13 protein-coding genes and 1 pseudogene are annotated in these 19,225 nt (G+C 69.2%); 8 read left to right on the top strand and 6 right to left on the bottom strand.

All coding sequences use genetic code 11. The features are described 5' to 3' along the window. Positions 1–173 precede the first annotated feature (173 nt). Positions 174–1,706, bottom strand: a complete 1,533-nt coding sequence (locus ACYVC6_RS05635; RefSeq protein ID WP_460711832.1) for a CoA-acylating methylmalonate-semialdehyde dehydrogenase — start codon at positions 1,704–1,706, stop codon at positions 174–176. 27 nt (positions 1,707–1,733) lie between these two features. Beyond that, positions 1,734–2,552, bottom strand: a complete 819-nt coding sequence (locus ACYVC6_RS05630) for a hypothetical protein (protein WP_460711830.1) — start codon at positions 2,550–2,552, stop codon at positions 1,734–1,736. Between the two features lie 81 nt (positions 2,553–2,633). Here ACYVC6_RS05630 and ACYVC6_RS05625 point away from each other — a divergent pair, with 81 nt between their 5' ends. Then, positions 2,634–3,500 carry an HhH-GPD family protein gene (locus ACYVC6_RS05625; RefSeq protein WP_460711828.1) on the top strand — a complete coding sequence of 289 codons (867 nt, stop codon included), beginning with the start codon at positions 2,634–2,636 and terminating at the stop codon, positions 3,498–3,500. Here ACYVC6_RS05625 and ACYVC6_RS05620 read toward each other — a convergent pair. Continuing rightward, positions 3,414–4,664, bottom strand: coding sequence for a glycosyltransferase family 2 protein (locus ACYVC6_RS05620; protein WP_460711827.1), 1,251 nt, complete (start codon positions 4,662–4,664; stop codon positions 3,414–3,416). The two genes, ACYVC6_RS05625 and ACYVC6_RS05620, sit on opposite strands and share 87 nt — an antisense overlap. 201 nt (positions 4,665–4,865) lie before the next feature. On the opposite strand from ACYVC6_RS05620, the gene ACYVC6_RS05615 reads away from it, so the two are divergent. Further along, positions 4,866–6,044, top strand: a complete 1,179-nt coding sequence (locus ACYVC6_RS05615; RefSeq protein ID WP_460711825.1) for a phospholipase D-like domain-containing protein — start codon at positions 4,866–4,868, stop codon at positions 6,042–6,044. Positions 6,045–6,049: 5 nt separating this feature from the next. On the opposite strand, the gene ACYVC6_RS05610 is transcribed toward ACYVC6_RS05615, so the two are convergent. From ACYVC6_RS05610 to ACYVC6_RS05600, 3 genes are all read right to left on the bottom strand, one after another. Further along, positions 6,050–8,635: an ATP-dependent Clp protease ATP-binding subunit gene (locus ACYVC6_RS05610; protein WP_460711823.1), complete on the bottom strand. Its 2,586-nt coding sequence runs from the start codon at positions 8,633–8,635 to the stop codon at positions 6,050–6,052. Positions 8,636–8,809: 174 nt separating this feature from the next. Continuing rightward, on the bottom strand, positions 8,810–9,136 hold the full coding sequence (locus tag ACYVC6_RS05605; RefSeq protein WP_460711821.1) for a histone-like nucleoid-structuring protein Lsr2: 327 nt from the start codon (positions 9,134–9,136) through the stop codon (positions 8,810–8,812). Between the two features lie 111 nt (positions 9,137–9,247). After that, the gene (locus ACYVC6_RS05600) at positions 9,248–10,927 is read right to left on the bottom strand and encodes a glycosyltransferase family 4 protein (protein WP_460711819.1); all 1,680 of its coding nucleotides are present in this window, start codon (positions 10,925–10,927) and stop codon (positions 9,248–9,250) included. A 743-nt stretch (positions 10,928–11,670) separates the two neighbouring features. Here ACYVC6_RS05600 and ACYVC6_RS05595 point away from each other — a divergent pair. The 6 genes and pseudogenes from ACYVC6_RS05595 to ACYVC6_RS05570 form a co-directional block, all read left to right on the top strand. Further along, positions 11,671–12,732: pseudogene (locus ACYVC6_RS05595) on the top strand (class I SAM-dependent methyltransferase); the annotation flags it as partial. A 49-nt stretch (positions 12,733–12,781) separates the two neighbouring features. After that, positions 12,782–14,500, top strand: coding sequence for a hypothetical protein (locus ACYVC6_RS05590; protein ID WP_460711817.1), 1,719 nt, complete (start codon positions 12,782–12,784; stop codon positions 14,498–14,500). A 64-nt stretch (positions 14,501–14,564) separates the two neighbouring features. After that, on the top strand, positions 14,565–15,764 hold the full coding sequence (locus ACYVC6_RS05585; protein WP_460711815.1) for a nucleotide sugar dehydrogenase: 1,200 nt from the start codon (positions 14,565–14,567) through the stop codon (positions 15,762–15,764). Beyond that, on the top strand, positions 15,761–16,528 hold the full coding sequence (locus ACYVC6_RS05580; RefSeq protein WP_460711813.1) for a glycosyltransferase: 768 nt from the start codon (positions 15,761–15,763) through the stop codon (positions 16,526–16,528). Before ACYVC6_RS05585 ends, ACYVC6_RS05580 begins: the two co-directional genes overlap by 4 nt. 22 nt (positions 16,529–16,550) lie before the next feature. Continuing rightward, complete coding sequence (locus ACYVC6_RS05575) at positions 16,551–17,582, top strand: NAD-dependent epimerase/dehydratase family protein (protein ID WP_460711811.1); 1,032 nt, start codon at positions 16,551–16,553, stop codon at positions 17,580–17,582. Beyond that, on the top strand, positions 17,563–19,224 hold the full coding sequence (locus tag ACYVC6_RS05570; RefSeq protein ID WP_460711809.1) for a hypothetical protein: 1,662 nt from the start codon (positions 17,563–17,565) through the stop codon (positions 19,222–19,224). The genes ACYVC6_RS05575 and ACYVC6_RS05570 overlap by 20 nt, the downstream gene beginning before the upstream one ends. Position 19,225: the final 1 nt, after the last annotated feature.

Below are 19,225 nucleotides of genomic sequence, written 5' to 3'. Positions count from 1 at the left end.
CGCGCCTGCGGCGGCGCGGGCTGAGCCCGCGTCGTTGAGCGCGCCGCCTACCAGCCCGACCGAGGCTCGCAGTCAAGGACGGCCGAAGGCCGCCGCGAAGCGGTGCGAAGCATCCTTGACGGCGAGCGTCGGGCTGGTACGCGCGCGGCCGCCACCCCAGACCGAAGACCGGCCTACACGTTCCGCGGGAACCCCAGCTCCAGACCACCCTGCGGCCGGTTGGCCGGGTCGACCCAGCGGCTGGTGACCACCTTGCCCCGGGTGTAGAAGTGCACGCCCTCGGTGCCGTGCGCATGGGTGTCACCGAAGAGCGAGCGCTTCCACCCGCCGAACGAGTAGTAGGCGACGGGCACCGGGACCGGGACGTTGACGCCGATCATGCCGACGTTGACGTCGGCCTCGTAGCGCCGGGCCGCCCCGCCGTCGTTGGTGAAGACCGCGGTGCCGTTGCCGTAGGGGTTGGCGTTCACCAGCGCCACGGCCTCGTCGTAGGTCTCGACCCGCACCACCGAGAGCACCGGCCCGAAGATCTCCTCCCGGTAGATCTCCATGTCCGGCTGGACGTTGTCGAACAGGGTCGGGCCGAGCCAGAAGCCGTCCTGGCTCCCCCGGGCCTGAACCCCGCGGCCGTCGACGACCAGCTTGGCGCCCTCGCGCTCGCCGGAGTCGATGAACGCCGCCACCCGGTCGCGGTGTGCCCGGGTGACCAGCGGGCCCATGTCTGCCTCCCTGGTGCCCGGAGACGTCGAGGACGCCTCGGCACCGCCGTCGCCGATGACCAAGGTCCGGGTCCGGTCGGCGATCCGGGCCACCAGCTCGTCGCCGATGGCACCGACCGCCACCAGCACGCTGATCGCCATGCACCGCTCGCCGGCGCTGCCGAACCCGGCGTTGACCGCTGAGTCCGCGGCCAGCTCGAGGTCGGCGTCGGGCAGTACGACCATGTGGTTCTTGGCGCCGCCCAGCGCCTGGACCCGCTTGCCGTGCTGGGAGGCCTGCTCGTAGACGTACTCCGCGATCGGCGTCGAGCCGACGAAGCTGATGGCCTCGACGAGCGGGCTCTGCAGCAGAGTGTCGACGGCCTCCTTGTCGCCCTGGAGCACGTTGAAGACGCCGTCGGGGAGCCCGGCCTCCTGCCACAGCTCGGCCAGCCACAGCGACGCCGAGGGGTCCTTCTCGCTGGGCTTGAGCACCACCGTGTTGCCGGTGGCGATGGCGATCGGGAAGAACCACATCGGGACCATCGCCGGGAAGTTGAACGGCGAGATGATGCCGACCACGCCCAGCGGGTCACGCTTGCTGTGCACGTCGACGCCGGTCGAGACGGCCTCGGAGTGACCGCCCCTGAGGAGGTGGGAGAGTCCGCAGGCGAACTCGACCACCTCCTGGCCCCGGGCGATCTCGCCGACCGCGTCGGAGAGGACCTTGCCGTGCTCGGCGGTGATGAGGGCCCCGAGCTCGTCGCGGCGGGCGTTGAGCAGCTCCCGGAAGGCGAACATGACCTGCGTACGTCGCGCGAGTGAGGTGTTGCGCCACTCCCGGGTGGCGGCGTGGGCCGCGGCGATCACGTGCTCGGCGTCGGCCCGCGAGGCGAGCGCGACCCGGCCGGTGACCCGGCCGCTGGCCGGGTTGGTCACCTCGGCCCACCGGTCGCTGGTGCCGTCGAACCGCTCGCCCGCGGCCCAGTGGGAGATCGTGGTGGTCATGGTGCCCATCCTGGCACCGAGTCCTAGCTAGCCGGCGGGCGTGCTCCAGTCGCCCTTGTCGGGCTTCTGGGTGGGCTCGGCCGTCTGCGTCACGACCGCGGCGACGGGCGCCCTGAGCTCGAACGCCACGTCGGTCGGCTCACCCTCGAACGCCGCGGCGGCGATGCCGTAGACGCCGGGGAGCGCCCACGCGGTCCGGTCGGTGCAGTATTGGTCGGAGCGCTTGGAGCTCCACACCACGGTGACCGGGGTGGCGACCTCGCGACGGATGACGACGTCCTGGGTGGGGATTGCCCCCGGGCACTCGCGACTCGACCAGACGTCGTCGGCACCGGCGTAGATCTTGAGGGTCACGGTCTCGGACGAGACCCGCCAGGTGCAGGCCTCGGTGCTCCCCATCTGCAGGTTGAGCAGCACCGTCACGTCGCGTCCGGCCACCGGGTCCGGCACGGTCGGCGTGACCAGCACGTCGGCGTCGGGGCATGGGCCGCTCGGCTCCGCTGGGGGCGTCGGTGTCGGCGTGGGCGTGGGCGTGGGCGTCGAGCTCGCACCCTGGCAGGCCTTCCGCTTGCCGTTCGCCTTGTCCCCGCCCCGGAACTTGTTCTTCCCCTTGCAGTCCTTCTTGCCGGTGCCCTTGTTGGAGGTCTCGGCGGCCGACGGCGTCGTCTCCGCCCCCGCCTGCCGGGCGGTGTCGCCGTCGCCGCCCGATCCGTCGCTGGACCAGGTCAGCAACCGCCCGAAGCCGAGCACCAGCAGCAGGGCAACCGCGAGGACCGCGAGCCGCCGGCGCCGGTAGACGTGGGCAGGCAGAGGCCCACGCGTGCGTGATCCACGTGCCGACGGCATGGAGCCCACGGTAGGGAGCAGAAGGCCCGGGGCCGCGCACCCACGCCGAGTCACATCCGTAACAGGACCACAATGGCTGCGATGTCCGACCTGAAAGCCCGGCTGCTCGCGTGGTACGACGCCCACGCGCGCGAGCTGCCCTGGCGCGGGCCCGCGGTGAGCCCGTGGTCGGTCCTGGTCTCGGAGTTCATGCTCCAGCAGACGCCGGTGGCCCGGGTCCTGCCCGTCCACGAGGAATGGCTGGACCGCTGGCCCACGCCGGCGGCGCTGGCCGCGGAACCTGCCGGCGAGGCGGTCCGTGCGTGGGGCCGGCTCGGCTACCCCCGCCGCGCCCTGCGGCTGCACGCCGCCGCGACCGCCATCGTCGAGCGGCACGGCGGCGAGGTGCCCGCGGCGTACGACGACCTGCTGGCGCTGCCGGGCGTCGGGGACTACACGGCCGCGGCCGTGTCGACCTTCGCCTTCGGACGACGACACGTGGTGCTCGACACCAACGTCAGGCGGGTCCTGGCCCGGGTGCTCGCCGGCGAGGAGCTGCCGGCTCCCGCGGTCACCCGCGCCGAGCGCGAGCGCGCGGCCGCCGTCCTGCCCACCGACGAGCCCACCGCCGCCACGTGGTCGATCGCGCTCATGGAGCTCGGTGCCCTCGTCTGCACCGCCCGATCGCCTGCCTGCGGGGACTGCCCGGTGTCGGCCCGGTGTGCGTGGCGATCGGCCGGTCACCCGGCGTACGCCGGCCCGGCGCGCCGCGCCCAGGCCTGGGCCGGCACCGACCGCCAGTGCCGCGGACGGCTCCTGGCCGTGCTGCGTGACAGCGACGGTCCGGTGCACGAGTCGCGCCTCGACGCGGTCTGGTCCGACTCAGGCCAGCGGGCCCGCTGCCTCTCCGGACTCGTCGAGGACGGTCTCGCCGTCCGCGTCGGGCCCGGCACCTTCGCCCTCCCCTGACGCGTCCCCCGCATCGGCACCGTCGGCACCGTCAGCACGGTCAGCCTTGACCACGGACCGCAGCAGCTCCTCGGGCAGCGTCCAGACGGCGCGGGCGCGCTCGGCCAGGGCGGCGTGCGTGGGGTCGGCGGCGAGCCGGTCGGCGGCGATCCCGAGCTTCGTGACCATCCCGCGGGAGGTACGTCCGGTGTGGAAGGGCCACTTGTTCTCGGGCTCGATGGCGGCCAGCATCGCCCGGATCTCCGCCTCACGTTGTGCGGTGAGCGCCTCCGGACGGTGGCGGCCGGCGAGCGGGTCGACCTTCTCGAGGAGGCCGAGGTCGCGCAGGGTGTCGAAGTCGTCCTCGGTGGTGCGCTCGAAGATCCGCAGCAGGTAGTCGCGGAGCTTGCGCTGGGGGAGGTCGGACTCGAGAAGCGTGCGCAGTGCCACGGCGGTGGGCTCGCGCCCGGGCCGGAAGCTCACCTTCGTGCCCGACTCGAGGATGTTGGTCCACTTGCGGACGAACTCCTCCCCCGACCAGGACTCGTAGTGCAGCAGCCGGGCCACGGCGGCATCGGAGGTCGACGGCACCTGCTGCTGGTCCACGTCGTGCACCGCGTGCAGCGTGATCCAACGGTCGAGCGTCGGGCGCAGACCGGACTTCCCCTCGATGTGCCCGTGGAAGTAGCGGCCGTTGGTGGGCTCGTCGAGGGCGCCGAGGACGTGGAGCAGCACGAGCTCGTCGGGCTGGAGCATCCGCTTGAAGTGCGTCACCTGTCCGCCGGGCCACTTCTTGCGGCTGACCGCCTCCAGCGGAGGAGCCCGGACGACCGTCACCTCGGGCGGCAACGTCGCCAGGGCGGCCCGGTCGACCTGGAGCGCCTCGTCGCCGTCGATGTGGAACAGCCAGTCATCGGGCCCGGAATCCACGACGAGGAGCGCCTTGACGACGTTGGCGTTGATGCGCTGCCGGGCGTTGAGCTGTCGGGGTCGCTTGCCCTGCCACCAGCTCTCACCGGTGGCGATCGCAGTGACGTGCGGCAGCCGGTTGAGCGCGGCGACGACGCGTGGCTTGCCGTCGTCGACGAACAGGAACATGTGGTCGACGCCACCGGCCAGGTTGCGGGCCACGAACTCCTTCAGCCCGGGCACGGAGTCCTTGACCGTGCTGACCGTGAACAGCATGCGAGCGACCCTATCCGCGGGGTACCGCGGAAGTTCTGCCGGAGTTGCCGCGGTCACCTAGGGTGGCCGTCGCTGACGCTCACTCGTGGACGGGGACCAGGTTCTTTGATCGCCTCACCAACACGCCCGGGACCCCGGCGTGCGCTCACCTCGCTGATCTCGGCGCTCGCGGCCTCGCTGGCCCTGTCCCAGACTCCGGCCGTGGCGACGTCGACCGCGAGCGACGACGCCGACCGGGCGGCGTACTCCCCTCCCCTGGGCGCGGTCTTCTCCTCACCGCTGGACCGCAACGGCGGCCGTGAGATCCTCTCGCAGGTCTACCGGTCCATCTACGCCTCCCCGAAGGGGTCGACAATCCGGCTGGTGGTCTGGAACTTCGCCGACCCGGCGATCACCACCGCGCTGATCGCCGCCCACAAGCGCGGCGTCCGGGTGCAGGTCGTCGTGGCGGAGAGCACCAAGAACAAGCAGTGGTACCGGATCCGCGACGCCTTGTCGAAGAACACCTCCGACCGGAGCTTCGCCGTCCGCTGTCACAACGCGTGCCGCACCGACCGCTACGTGATGCACGCCAAGATCTTCCTCTTCAGCAAGGCGGGGTCGCGCCGCAACATCAGCATGTTCGGCTCCACCAACCTGACCAAGGCGGCCGGCAACCGACAGTGGAACGACCAGGTCACCACGGCCAACAAGGGGTTGTACGACTTCTTCGTCCAGACCTTCAAGGAGTACGCCGCGGACAAGGTGGTCTCGGAGGGCAACGACATCTACGACAACGGGCGCTACCGCGTCGTGCTCTTCCCGGTGCCCGAGACCAACCCGGTCGCCGAGGCACTGGAGAAGGTCAAGTGCCACCCGCCCCAGGGGAGCGGCGCCGGCAAGCGCCGGACCGTCGTGCGGATCGCGATCGCCGGCTGGTTCGACGAGTTCGGGCTCAACATCGCCAGGCAGGTGCGCCGGCTCTGGGACAACGGCTGCGACCTGCGCATCGTCACCACGCTCGCCGGCCGCAAGATCAACCGGGTGCTCAAGCAGCGCTACGGCCGCGGTCGGGTGCCGATCCGGCAGGTGACGCTCGACAAGGACAAGGACCGCATCCCCGAGTTCTACATGCACATGAAGTCGATCGCGGTCGACGGCACCTACGACGGCGACCCGCGCGCGCACATGCTCTTCACGGGATCACCCAACTGGAGCGGCGAGGCCCGGTCGTCGGACGAGGTGTGGGTGACGGTGCGCGACGCCCCAGAGCTGGTGAGGGACTACATCCGGTTCACCGACAGGATGTTCCAGGGCCCGTTCGCGCACGGCCGCCTGGAGCCCCTGCTGCGGCCGAGCGCGCTGCGGGAGGGTCGCTACGGCGGGTACGAGCTGTCCTGAGGGAGTCAGTCCTCAGAGGCGCTCGTCTTGGGCACGTCGATCGGGCCTTCCGAGTCGTCCGGGCCCTCCGCCGGGGCCACGTCGCCCACCGCCACCTCGGCGGTCTCGAACGGAGGCAGGTCCGGCAGCTCGCCGACCTTCTGCCCCACGAACGTGAACGTCGCCGTCGGGCCCTCGCCCTCGACGTCGACCAGCACGATCTGACCGGGGCCGACCTCGCCGTAGAGCATCTTCTCGGCCAGGATGTCCTCGATCTCGCGCTGGACCGTGCGGCGCAGCGGGCGGGCTCCCAGGACCGGGTCGAAGCCCCGCTCGGCGAGCAGGTTCTTGGCGGCCTGGGTGAGCTCGATCCGCATGTCGCGGTCGCGCATCCGCAGCTCGACCGACGCGATCATGTTGTCGACCATGTGGACGATCTGCTCCTGCGTCAGCGGCGGGAACACGATGATCTCGTCGACGCGGTTGAGGAACTCCGGCCGGAAGTGCTGCTTGAGCTCCTCCTGCACCTTGTTCTTCATCCGCTCGTAGGAGCCGGCCGCGTCGCCCGACTGCTGGAAACCGAGGTTGATCCCCTTGGCGATGTCCTTGGTGCCGAGGTTGGTGGTCATGATGATGACGGTGTTCTTGAAGTCCACGACCCGGCCCTGGGAGTCGGTCAGGCGACCTTCCTCCAGGATCTGGAGCAGGCTGTTGAAGATGTCGGGGTGCGCCTTCTCGACCTCGTCGAACAGCACGACCGAGAACGGCTTGCGGCGCACCTTCTCGGTGAGCTGGCCGCCCTCCTCATAGCCGACGTAGCCCGGGGGCGAGCCGAAGAGCCGCGAGACCGTGTGCTTCTCGCTGAACTCGCTCATGTCGAGCTGGATCAGGGCGTCCTCGTCGCCGAAGAGGAACTCGGCGAGCGTCTTGGACAGCCATGTCTTCCCGACACCGGAGGGACCGGCGAAGATGAACGACCCACCGGGGCGCTTGGGGTCCTTGAGGCCCGCGCGGGTACGCCGGATGGCCCGGGAGAGCGCCTTGACGGCCTCCTCCTGGCCGATGACGCGCTTGTGCAGCTCGTCCTCCATCTTGAGCAGCCGCGTGGACTCCTCCTCGGAGAGCTTGACGATCGGGATGCCGGTCGCGACTGCGAGCACCTCGGCGATGAGCTCCTCGTCGACCTCGGCCACCTCGTCCATGTCACCGGCGCGCCACTGCTTCTCGCGCTCGGCCTTCTTGAGGATGAGCTGCTTCTCCTCGTCGCGCAGCCGCGCGGCGGCCTCGAAGTCCTGGCCGTCGATCGCGGCCTCCTTGCGCTGCCGGACGTCGCCGATCTTGTCGTCGTACTCGCGCAGGTCGGCGGGCGCCGTCATCCGGCGGATGCGCAGGCGGGAGCCGGCCTCGTCGATCAGGTCGATGGCCTTGTCGGGCAGGAACCGGTCGGAGATGTAGCGGTCGGCCAGGGTGGCGGCCGACACGAGCGCCTCGTCGGTGATGGTCACCCGGTGGTGTGCCTCGTAGCGGTCCCGCAGGCCCTTGAGCATCTCGATCGTGTGGGCGATCGACGGCTCGGCGACCTGGATCGGCTGGAACCGCCGCTCCAGGGCGGCGTCCTTCTCGAGGTACTTGCGGTATTCGTCGAGCGTGGTCGCACCGATGGTCTGCAGCTCCCCGCGCGCCAGCATCGGCTTGAGGATGCTGGCGGCGTCGATGGCGCCCTCGGCAGCGCCGGCACCGACGAGGGTGTGGATCTCGTCGATGAACAGCACGATGTCGCCGCGGGTGCGGATCTCCTTGAGGACCTTCTTGAGGCGCTCCTCGAAATCGCCGCGGTAACGCGAGCCGGCGACCAGGGCGCCGAGGTCGAGTGTGTAGATCTGCTTGTCCTTGAGCGTCTCCGGCACGTTGCCCTTGACGATGTCCTGGGCCAGACCCTCCACGATCGTGGTCTTGCCGACGCCGGGCTCTCCGATCAGGACCGGGTTGTTCTTCGTCCGTCGCGAGAGGATCTGCATGACCCGCTCGATCTCCTGCTCGCGGCCGATGACCGGGTCGAGCTTGCCCTCGCGGGCGTCCTGGGTCAGGTTGCGCCCGAACTGGTCGAGGACCAGGGACGACGACGGCGCGTCGCCGCCCGTGGCCGCGGCGGCCGAGGCCGTCGACTCCTTGCCCTGGAAGCCGGAGAGCAGCTGGATGACCTGCTGGCGCACCCGGTTGAGGTCGGCACCGAGCTTCTGGAGCACCTGGGCGGCGACACCCTCGCCCTCGCGGATCAGGCCGAGCAGGATGTGCTCCGTGCCGATGTAGGAGTGGCCGAGCTGCAGGGCCTCGCGCAGGGACAGCTCGAGCACCTTCTTGGCGCGCGGCGTGAAGGGGATGTGGCCGCTGGGAGCCTGCTGGCCCTGGCCGATGATCTCCTCGACCTGGGCGCGCACGGCCTCGAGCGAGATGTCGAGGCTCTCCAGCGCCTTGGCGGCGACGCCCTCACCCTCGTGGATGAGCCCGAGCAGGATGTGCTCGGTGCCGATGTAGTTGTGGGAGAGCATGCGGGCCTCTTCCTGGGCCAGCACGACCACCCGACGGGCACGGTCGGTGAACCGCTCGAACATGGGTCTCTCCTCGCACGTCTACATCACGTTGGATCCGGGGTCACTGGACACAACCCCTGAGCCAGCCTACGCGTTCCCACCACAGCAGAGGGGGGCATCCGCTGTCAGCGAACAGCGGTCGGCCCCGCCCCTAGCTGGGGCGGGGCCGACCGGCCGTCTCCGGGTGTTCCGTGCTCAGTGAGCGGCTTCGAACGCCTCTCGGACCTCACCGGGGATGCGGCCCCGGTCGGGGACCTTGTGGCCGTTGGAGCGCGCCCAGTCGCGGATCTCCTTGGCGCTGTGACCGGTGGCGGAGGACGCCGCTGAACGCCGGCCGCGACGGGCGCCGGCAACCTTGCGGCCGTGGCCGACGTAGCGGGCCAGTGCGTCACGGAGCGCCGCGGCATTCTTGTCGTTCAGGTCGATCTCGTAGGACGTGCCGTCCAAACCGAACGAAACGGTCTGAGTGGCCTCGCCACCATCCAGGTCGTCCTCGAGGACGATGTGCACCTTTTGCGCCATTTATTCCACCATCTTCAGTTGCGGTCGGTTATGTCCTGCGGTCCCCGATGAATGTCCACAGCAACGTAGCCTACGCAGAGGAATAGCGCCGCGCTGGTCAGATAAGGAAAGTCAGCTACCAGCGCGAATGCTCGACACCCGCTCGAGCGCGAACTCGCCCATTGCCTGGAGTGAGTGTCGCTTCTGCATCGTGTGGGCGGCTCGAGCCCCCAGCTTGCGCGCAAGCTCAGGATCGTCCTTGATCTTTCGCATCAGTCGGGCGCAGTGTCGCACCGACGGGTCCGCCCAGACCGAGCTCACCGGGTACGGGTCATTGCCCGGCGCAACCGGGCACAGTCGGTGTCGGACCAGTCGGGAGTTGCCCTGGTGCATGAAGTTCAGGTTGCCCGAGTAGCCCGTCGCGATGACGGGTTTGCCGATAGCCATCGATTCGGCCATGGTGAATCCGAACCCCTCAGCGCGGTGCATGCTGACAAAGCAGTCAATTCCCCACAAGAGCCCGTCGAGCTCTTCTCTCGGGAGGTCGCGCTCCACCAGCACTATGTCGGGCCGCCCGTCTATGGCGAGGATCAAGCGCTCACGATCTTCTGGGCGTTGGTCGCCATTGATCGACTTGATGAGTAGGGCACCTTCGCCGGGCGTGGGAAAGGCTTCGCGAAATGCTGCGACCAGGCCCAGGGGATTCTTGCGCTCGAACACGCTGAAGTAGTCGAACACGAAGCCGTACACGTAGGTGCCCGCCAGGGCAGCGAGTTCCCTGGGCCGGACGCCGGAGTCGACCGGCGTGTGCACGGGCAGAGGCAAGACATGCACCGGCCGGTCCGATGCCCGACGCAACATCTCGGCCGTGAAGTCGCTGGCGACCCACACCTCATCGACCAGGTCGAGCGCCGGTCGCATCGCCGCAGGGAACTCGTTCAGCTCCCAGAACCACACGCCGACCGTGTAGCGGTCACGCCGGACATCGTCGCCGCCGTCGGCAAGGTACGAGGGCAGGTGGTCGGCGTTGACGCACACGATGGCGATGTCGCTGCCCACTCCTGGCGGGAGGGTGCGATCGGCCCACGGGACGCTCAGTCGACTAGACGTGCGGTCGTAAGTCGAGGTCTCGACGGGCACACCTGCAGTCTCGAGCCCGGTCACGAGCAGTCGCGCGGCCTGGCCGAGGCCCAGCTCCGCGGTGAAGTACCCAGCAACAGTCACCCCCGGCGCGCCGTGGCGGCCGGCCGCCGTTGCCACCGGGGCACCGAACCGCACCGTGGTGGTCTCGGCACGACTGGCGGCCCTGGCCCGCGTGACGAGGTCCATCGGCACACCGTCCGGCACCCCCCACACCTCGGCCCAGCCGAGGAACCCGGACAGGTTCCCCTTCCGCACCTCCGGGTACGTGACCTGCAGATCGAGACGTGATTCGTAGAGGGCGCCCAGGTAGCGCCCGAGCGGTCCCATCGGGCGCGGGAGGGTGCCCGGGGACGCGAGCCACTCTCGGAACGAGTCGAGGGCGGGCAGCTCGGCGTCAGGTCGACGCAGCTCGTCCCGCACCAGACGTGTCACCAGCTCGTCCACCTGCACGCCGTCGATCACACCGAAGGGCGGCGCGGCACCCGCCAGCTCGCGGTGGCCCGCCGCGGTCAGCTGCATCGCATAGTCAGCGACGACCTCACGCAGCACCCGGCCCTCACTGAGCAGGACCCGAGGCCGCGGTGACTGCTGGGCACTCAGGAGGTGCGGTCGGTCCGGGGTGAAGCCCTCGAGGTTGAAGAAGACCACCGGCACACCGTTGACGTGCACTGCACCATCCAGGCCGCGGTCCAGGTGCCGTCCCGGCAGGTTCCAGCAGCCGACGTTCCACCCTGCGTCTCGCACCACGACGTGGTCGTCGGGGTAGAGCCACGGCACGTGGTCCAAGCACGTCGGATCAGTGAGCACCCGTTCCTCCCACCAGTCGAGGAAGGCCCGAGCCGTCGCCGTAGCGCCTACCGCGACCACCCCGGGGTCGGCGACGCCGCGTCGCTGGAGCGACGCACCGTCGGGAGCCCTCCCGTCGCGCGGCATCGGCCGATCGGTACGTGGCACCACCACGATCGGGTGGCGCGAGACCAGTTCCGGCAGGTCTCCCACAGACCGTGCGAACAAGAGGTGGGGATCCAGGTAGAGCGCGCACTCCGCGTCGTCGAGCAGCGTTCGCAAGAGCCGCGGCCCGAAGGCCCGCAGCCGCTCGCCAGGAGGCATCGTGAGCAGCAGCTGCGTGAGCTCCTGCCGGGTCCAACCGACATCGGTGGGGCGAACGACGCGCGCCCCCGGCACGTCCGGCGTGGAGCTGTCCTCGCTGAGCAGGAGCACCGTGACGTCCGCATCGTGGTGCGCCGCGAAGCTCGCCACGAGCACCCTCACCTGCGCGAGATGACGCGGGTCGACAACCGTGCCGACGGTGAGCGCGCCACCGCTCGAAGCGCCTGCTATCCGACTGACCTGTCCCACTGCGTGATCTCCTAGACTCCCCGTGACGTGCCGACCTTAGAACCTGGAGGACCCAGCCCATGAAGGAGCGGCGCCAGCGCTTCTGGGAGCTTCACGACTTCGCCGTCGGCCGGGGTCTCGAGGTCGGTCCCCTGCACCGCCCGATCGTCACATCGGAGCGGGCCGAGGTCCGCTACGTCGACGTGCTCGACCGAGATGGACTCGTGCGCCACTACGCCGGCGACGCGGACGTCACCGAGGAGACCATCCCCGAGATCGACTATCACCTGATCAAGGACGACGGGCGCACCGTCACCCTGGTCGAGGCGACCAAGCCGGGCGCTCCCTTCGACTGGGTGGTCGCCTCCCACGTGATCGAGCACGTGCCCGACGTGATCGGTTGGCTCGACGAGCTGGCCGAGATCGTCGTCGACGGGGGCGCGCTCGTCCTGGCCGTGCCTGACAAGCGCTACTGCTTCGACGTCCACCGGCCCTCGACCACGGTGGGCCAGATGGTCGCGGCGCACTACGCCGAGGACCGAAGGCCCAACGTTGCTGTGGTGTACGACTACTTCTCCAGCTCGGTGAGCTACGACCTGAGGGCCCTGTGGGATGGCCGGATGCCGACGTTCGACGCGCGCATCCACTCCTTGGGCGAGGCTCAACAGCACGTCGAGCGGACGTTGGCCGGCGAGTACGTCGACTGCCACGTGTGGCTCTTCACCCCGACCAGCTTCCTGCGGCAGCTGCACGAGCTGCGGGTGACCGGGCGCTCGCGGTGGGTGGTCGAGCGGATGGAGCCCACAGCTCGAAACGAGCTCGAGTTCTTCGCGGTCCTGCGCCGGCTGCCGCGCACCGCCGATGCCACCGCCGACCAGCCGACCGAGGTCCTGCCCGAGGGAGAAATGCCGGACTGGCTCGAGGCGGAGGCCCGGGGACGACAGGTCGAAGCCCTGCAGGCACGGGTCGACCGCCTCTCCACGCGGCTCGAGCGGCGCGGTCGCAAACTGCAGCTCATGCGGCGCCGGCTACGACGCCAGCAGCGCCGGCTGGCCCAGCTCGAGGCATCACCGAAGCGCCTGCCACACCGCGCCGCGCGAGCGGTGACGGCACGGTTCCGCCGACCGCGCGGGTGACTGCTCCTCAACGCCCTGAGCCGGGCCCGGCATCACGATCGGAGGCCCGGTGCTCGCGGTCGACCTGACGTTGGGCTTCGTCGTGCTCACGGTCGTCGGCGGCGCTTCTGCTGTGGCGAGCCGACCGCTGTGGACGCAGCGACCTCACCTCGCACCGGCCTACGCACTGCTGGGGCTGGGCCTGGTCGCCCACGTCGTGTGGGTCCTGTTCTGGGTCGAGCCGCTGGTCGGGAAGGCCGGGTCGATTGCCCTGCTGGCGACAGCCGCCGCGGTCGTGGCCCGGGACCGACCGTGGCGTGTCTGGCAGCAGTGGGCGCCGCTCGTCACCCTCACGGCTGGGGTGGGCGCGCTGATAGTCGGCTTCACCTTCCTGTGGGGCGGCGCCGACAACCCCTTCGCCACGGAGGTCACCCGCTTCGTCTCCTTGCCGTCGGACAACTCGATCCCCCATCTCTTCGCGGACCGACTGTGGAAGGGCGAGAGCACCATCGGATTCCTCGGGGACTGGAACGGAAGCGACCGCCCACCTCTCCAGTCCGGCCTGCTGCTGCTGGTGCGCCCCCTGGGACGGTTCCTCGGCGTCGCGCAGGGGGCCGACCAGTACGAGCTCGCGAACATGCAGCTGGCCGCCGCCTCCAGCATCCTGGCCCAGCTCATGTGGGTGCCCGCCGTCCACTGCTTGGTCCGAACCTTGCGGCTGCGTCGAGTCACGGCAGCGGTCACAGTGCTGTTCTGTGCGGCCTCTCCGGCGGTGTTCCTGCACACCACCTACACCTGGCCGAAGCTGATGGCAGCCGGCCTGGCCGTGGCTGCGACGGTGCTGCTCGTCGATCCGCTGGTCTCGGGGGCACGGCCGCGAGTACCCGACTTCGTGGCCGCCATGGTCCTCGCTGTCCTGGCATTCCTCACCCACGGTGCCGTCGTGTTCTGCGCCCCGCTCCTGATCCTCCTCGGCGTGCTGGTGCTGCGCAGGACCGACCGGCGCTCCGGCGCCCGGTCCGTGGGCGTCGGAGCGCTTCTGGCGGTGCTCGCCTATCTGCCCTGGGCGTTGTACACCCGGGTCGCGGACCCCTCCAACAACCGCCTCCTGAAGTGGCACTTCGCCGGAGTGACCGAACCCAACAACGACAGCCTGGTCGCAACGATCGTGCACGCCTACCGGACCACTCCCGGCCACGAGCTCCTGGCCAACCGGCGAGCCAACCTGGCCAACGTGTTCCGGCTCAGCCTCACCGAGCGGTTGGACTTCACCAACGACTGGCCCTCCCGCATGCGTGCCTACGACTTCTACGGCACCGCCATCGCGTTGGGTCTCAGCTCGCTGTTGACCGTCGGCCTGGTGGTCTGGGTCGGCACGCGACTGCTGCTGAGGCTCCCGGTCCGCGCCTCCGAACGTGTCGGGATGATCCTGTGCCTGGGCTCAGTGGCCTCGATCATCTTCTGGGCCCTCGTCATGTTCCTGCCCGACGGCGCGATCGTCCATCAAGGCAGCTACGCCTGGTTGCTCGTCCTCCTCGCAGTCCCGTTCGCCTTCCTCGCCGATCGGGTCCCCGCCCTGGGTTGGGTCCTCATCGGGTTCGGTCTGATGTACGTCCAAGTCGCCTACAGCTCTCCGACGGAGCGTCTGGTGGGCCCACTCAGCCGCACCTCGTTGGTCACCATGCTCGCCGGGGCGGTGCTCTGCGGCCTGGCCACGTGGGCGATGACCTCCGGTTCGGACACTCAGGATGCGCCTCGTGGGGCCGCCGGCCGCCGGTCGAGGATGTGAATCGCGAGCCGTCCCAGCCCTAGACTGTGCCGTCGCATCGCATGACAGGCAGTGGAGGCCAGGCGTGGAATCTCAGTTCGACCTCGATGTCGTCGTCGTCGGTGGCTGTGGGCACGTGGGCCTGCCGCTGGCCATCGGTTTCGCATCGCGGGGCTTGAAGGTCGGCATCTACGACATCAACCAGGCCGCGGTCGACCTGGTCAACAGCGGGACCCTGCCCTTCCAGGAGGACGGCGCACAACCCGTCCTGGACAAGGTGCTCGGGGAGGGTCTGCTCAGCGCCACCACCGACCCGCAGATCATCTCCCGGGCCGATGCGGTAGTGGTGGTCGTGGGCACCCCGGTCGACGAGCACCTCAACCCCAACCCGCACGCGGTGGGACGGTCCCTCGAGGCGAACATCTCGCAGTTCCGACCCGGCCAGCTCCTGGTGTTGCGCAGCACCGTCTACCCCGGCGTCACCCGCAACGTCGAACGGCGCTTCGAGAAGGCCGGCGTCGACCTGGACGTTGCCTTCTGTCCTGAGCGGATCGCCGAGGGCAAGGCGATGGTGGAGCTGTTCGAGCTCCCCCAGATCGTGTCCGGACGCTCCCAGGCCGTCCGCGACCGCGCCGGCCGGCTCTTCGGCCACCTCACCGACACCATCGTCGAGCTCGAGCCCGAGGAGGCCGAGCTCGCCAAGCTCTTCACCAACACCTGGCGCTACATCAAGTTCGCGGCCGCCAACCAGTTCTACGTGATGGCCAACAACAACGGCCTCGACTTCGAGCGGATCCGCACCGCGCTGGCGCATGACTACCCGCGCGCCTCCGACATGCCCGGCGCCGGCTTCGCCGCCGGGCCGTGCTTGTTCAAGGACACCATGCAGCTGGCCGCGTTCAGCGACAACTCGTTCGCCCTCGGCCACGCCGCCATGCTGGTCAACGAGGGGCTGCCGCTCTACGTCGTGTCGCAGCTCGAGCAGAAGATGGACCTCGCGACGACCCGGGTCGGGATCCTCGGTATGGCGTTCAAGGGGGAGAGTGACGACATCCGCTCGTCGCTGTCCTACAAGCTCAAGCGGATCCTCGAGTTCCGCGCCGGCTCCGTGCTGACGACCGACCCCTACGTCACCGTCGACGACTCACTCGTCAGTCTGGAGGAGGTCGTCGCCGGCAGTGACGTGCTGATCCTGGCCGCACCGCACAAGGTCTACCGGGAGCTCAGCACCGACAAGCCGGTCATCGACATCTGGAACCTGCTCGGCAAGGGCACCACGGTATGACGGTCTCGGTCTCGGTCGTCATCCCCGCCTTCAACGAGGACGAGGAGATCGTCCCGGTCCTGGACCGGATCTTCGACGCCGTGCACTCCGAGTGCCAGGTGCTGGTGGTCGTCGACTTCCCCGAGGACACGACGGTCCCGGTGGTGGAGAAGTACGCCACGGAGGAGCCGCGCCTCCGGTTGGGCATCAACGACTACGGCCGCGGTCCGGCCAACGCGATCAGGTGGGGAATCGACAACGTCACCACCCCGGTTGTCGTCGTGACGATGGCAGACGGCAGCGACGATCCGCGCCAGATCGACACACTCGCACGCCTGGTCGACCGCGGAGTCGTCGTGGCGGCAGCCTCTCGGTACACCGCGGGGGGCGCGCAGGTCGGGGGCCCGTTCCTCAAGGGCATGATGTCGCGCACGGCCGGACGCTCCCTCGCCGTCATCGCGCGAGTCGGCACCCGCGATGCCACCAACAGCTTCAAGGCCTACTCCACCGAGTTCGTCCGCGAGGTGGGCATCCACAGTCGTAGCGGATTCGAGATCGGTCTCGAGCTGACCGCCAAGGCGAGGCGTCTGCGCCGGCCGGTCGCCGAGGTCCCGACGATCTGGCTCGACAGAACCGTGGGTGAGTCCAACTTCGACCTGAAGAAGTGGCTGCCGAAGTACCTGCGCTGGTATCGCTTCGCCTTCGGTCCACAGCTCACGCCCGAACAGGTAGCGGCCGAGTCCGCCCGGATCGCCGCCCTCAACTACCAACACGACAACGTCTAGCCCTACAGGAGCGCATTCGCCCATGTCTGACCAGCAGAAAGTCCTCGTCTCCGGATCGGCCGGCTTCATCGGCGGTTACGTCGTCGAGGAGCTCCTGAACCGTGGCTACGCCGTACGCGGCATCGACAACTACTCCAAGTACGGCCCGGTCGAGAAGTCCTACGACAACCACCCCGACTACGACTTCGTCGAGGACGACGTCCGCAACACCGACCTGATGAAGAAGCTGCTCTCCGACTGCGACCACTTCATCGCCGGCGCGGCGCTGATCGGCGGCATCTCCTACTTCCACGCCTACGCCTACGACCTCCTGGCGACCAACGAGCGCATCATGGCCTCCTCCTGTGACGCCGCGATCGACGCGATGCAGCACGGCAAGCTCAAGAAGGTCACCTACATGTCGAGCTCGATGGTCTTCGAGTCGACCGAGCACTGGCCGTCCAAGGAGGGCGACGAGCGCAAGATCCCGCCGCCGCTGTCCTCCTACGGATTCCAGAAGCTTGCCGTCGAGTACTTCGCCAAGGCTGCCTGGGACCAGTACAAGCTCCCCTACACGGTCGTCCGCCCGTTCAACTGCGTGGGCATCGGCGAAGGCAGGGCCCTCGGCGACGTCGAGGTCGCCTCGGGCAACGTCAAGCTCGCCATGAGCCACGTCGTCCCCGACATCGTGCAGAAGATCGTCAAGGGTCAGGACCCGCTGCACATCCTCGGCGAGGGGAACCAGATCCGGCACTACACCTACGGCGGCGACCTGGCCAAGGGCATCGTGGAGTGCATGAGCCAGGAGAAGGCTCTTAACGAGGACTTCAACATCTCCACGCGCGAGTCCACGAGCGTGCGCGACCTCGCTGAGGTCATCTGGAAGAAGATCAAGGGCGACGCGCCGCTCACGCTCGTCAGCGACCCGGCCTACGAGTACGACGTCCAGAAGCGGGTGCCCGACGTGGAGAAGGCCAAAGAGGTGCTCGGCTTCGAGTGCGAGACGTCGCTCGACGACATGCTGGACGAGGTCATCCCGTGGGTGACTCAGGCCGTTGCCGACGGTCGACTCTGACGACCGCGGGTCACGTGACCCGCGCCTTCCACCGTTCGTCCTGGGCGGCAGTCTCGTCATCGGGCTCGTCTTCCTGGCCAGCCAGGCGCGACAGCTCTACTTCTTCGGCGACGACTGGGCATTCCTGCTGGGCCGGACCCTCAGCTGGCCGGAGCTCATGCAACCGCACAATGAGCACTGGTCGACGCTGCCGCTGATCACGTTCCGCACCATGTTCCACGTCTTCGGGATCGACCACTACCTGGCGTACGCCCTGATGCCGATCCTGTTGCACCTGGGCTGCTGCGCATTGATCTACTCACTCATGCGGCGCCACGACATCGCGGCGTGGCCGGCCGCGCTCTGCACCGTGCCCATGGTGTTCCTCTGCGGAAACATCGGAGAGAACCCCCTGTGGGACTTCCAGATCGGCTTCCTGGGCTCAGCCGCGCTCGGACTGATCGCGTTGCACCTGCTCCGGGACGGAGGCCGCCGCCACGTGGCGCTCGCCTGGCTCGTGACCGTCGTCGGCCTCATGTGCTCGGGGATGGCGCTGCCGATGCTGACGTGGGTGGGCGCCTACGTGCTGCTCGCCCGCGGCCTCGCCCGCGCCCTTGTCTCGACCGTCCCACCCGCGCTGGTCTACCTCGCCTGGCACCTGGCCTTCGGTGCGGACGCGGCCGGTCAGAGCCCAACGGCCACGGCGGACCAAACGGTCTCGTTCGTCGCCACCGGCCTGGCGCACGTGTGGCAGGAGATGCTCCGCATGCCGGTGGTCGGCGGCGTCGCGATCATCGGTCTGGCAGGCTTCGCCCTGCTCGCGCGGCTGACGGCGCGGCAGCAGGCCCTGGCCCTCTCCGGAGTGATGACCATCGGGGTCACCTACGTGATGCTGGCAATCTCGCGGGCCGGCTTGGGCCCGGGGGCCGCTACGGCCAGCCGATACGTCTACTTCGGGGTGCTGTTCACGCTGCCGGTCTTCGCACTGTTGGTGTCCCGAGTCGCCGATGAGCTGAAGGACCATCCCCTCCGCCAGCGCACGGCCGGGGCGGTCCTCGTGGTCGCTCTCGTGGCCAACGGGGTTGCGCAGACCTTGGCCTTCACCGAGGGTCGGACGCAGCTGACCGACGGCCTGAAGGGCCGGGTGCTGGCGACGGTGGAGCTGCTCCACGGCGACGAGCGCTTCCTGGGTCAGCAGGTCTCGCTCCCCTACAGCCCTGACATCACCGTCGACGCACTCGCCAGGCCGGAGGTGCAGGACGCCCTTCCGGACGACGCCGTGGGCCCGGCCCAGCTGCTGGAGGCGTCGGCAGCCCTCCAGGTGGCAGCGTCTGCCGACGGCTACGACCTCCCACCTGCCTCTGGCCTGCGGCTGCATGGGATCAGCGGCACGCCCAACTCCGGCGGCTGCGCCGAGCTGCAAGCGGCTCGCGGGGCCTGGATCGATCTCCCTGCCTCCCCGGAGGGGTCGCAGGTGCAGCTGACGACGTCCGCAACTGAGTACGTGGCCCAGCTGCTCGACGGACGCCTGGTCAGCACCGCGGTCACGCTCCCCAACCAGCCCCGGGTGCCCACCTACGTCGCCTCCACTTCCCGGCGCGGCACCCTCCGTGTCAACGTCCCTGCCGGGGCCCTCCAGCTATGCCTGGCGAAGACGGAGTGAC

This window comes from Nocardioides dilutus, assembly GCF_054779555.1.
The sequence above is the reverse complement of the archived record's forward strand: the minus strand, read 5'-3'. Positions and strand labels throughout refer to the sequence as shown.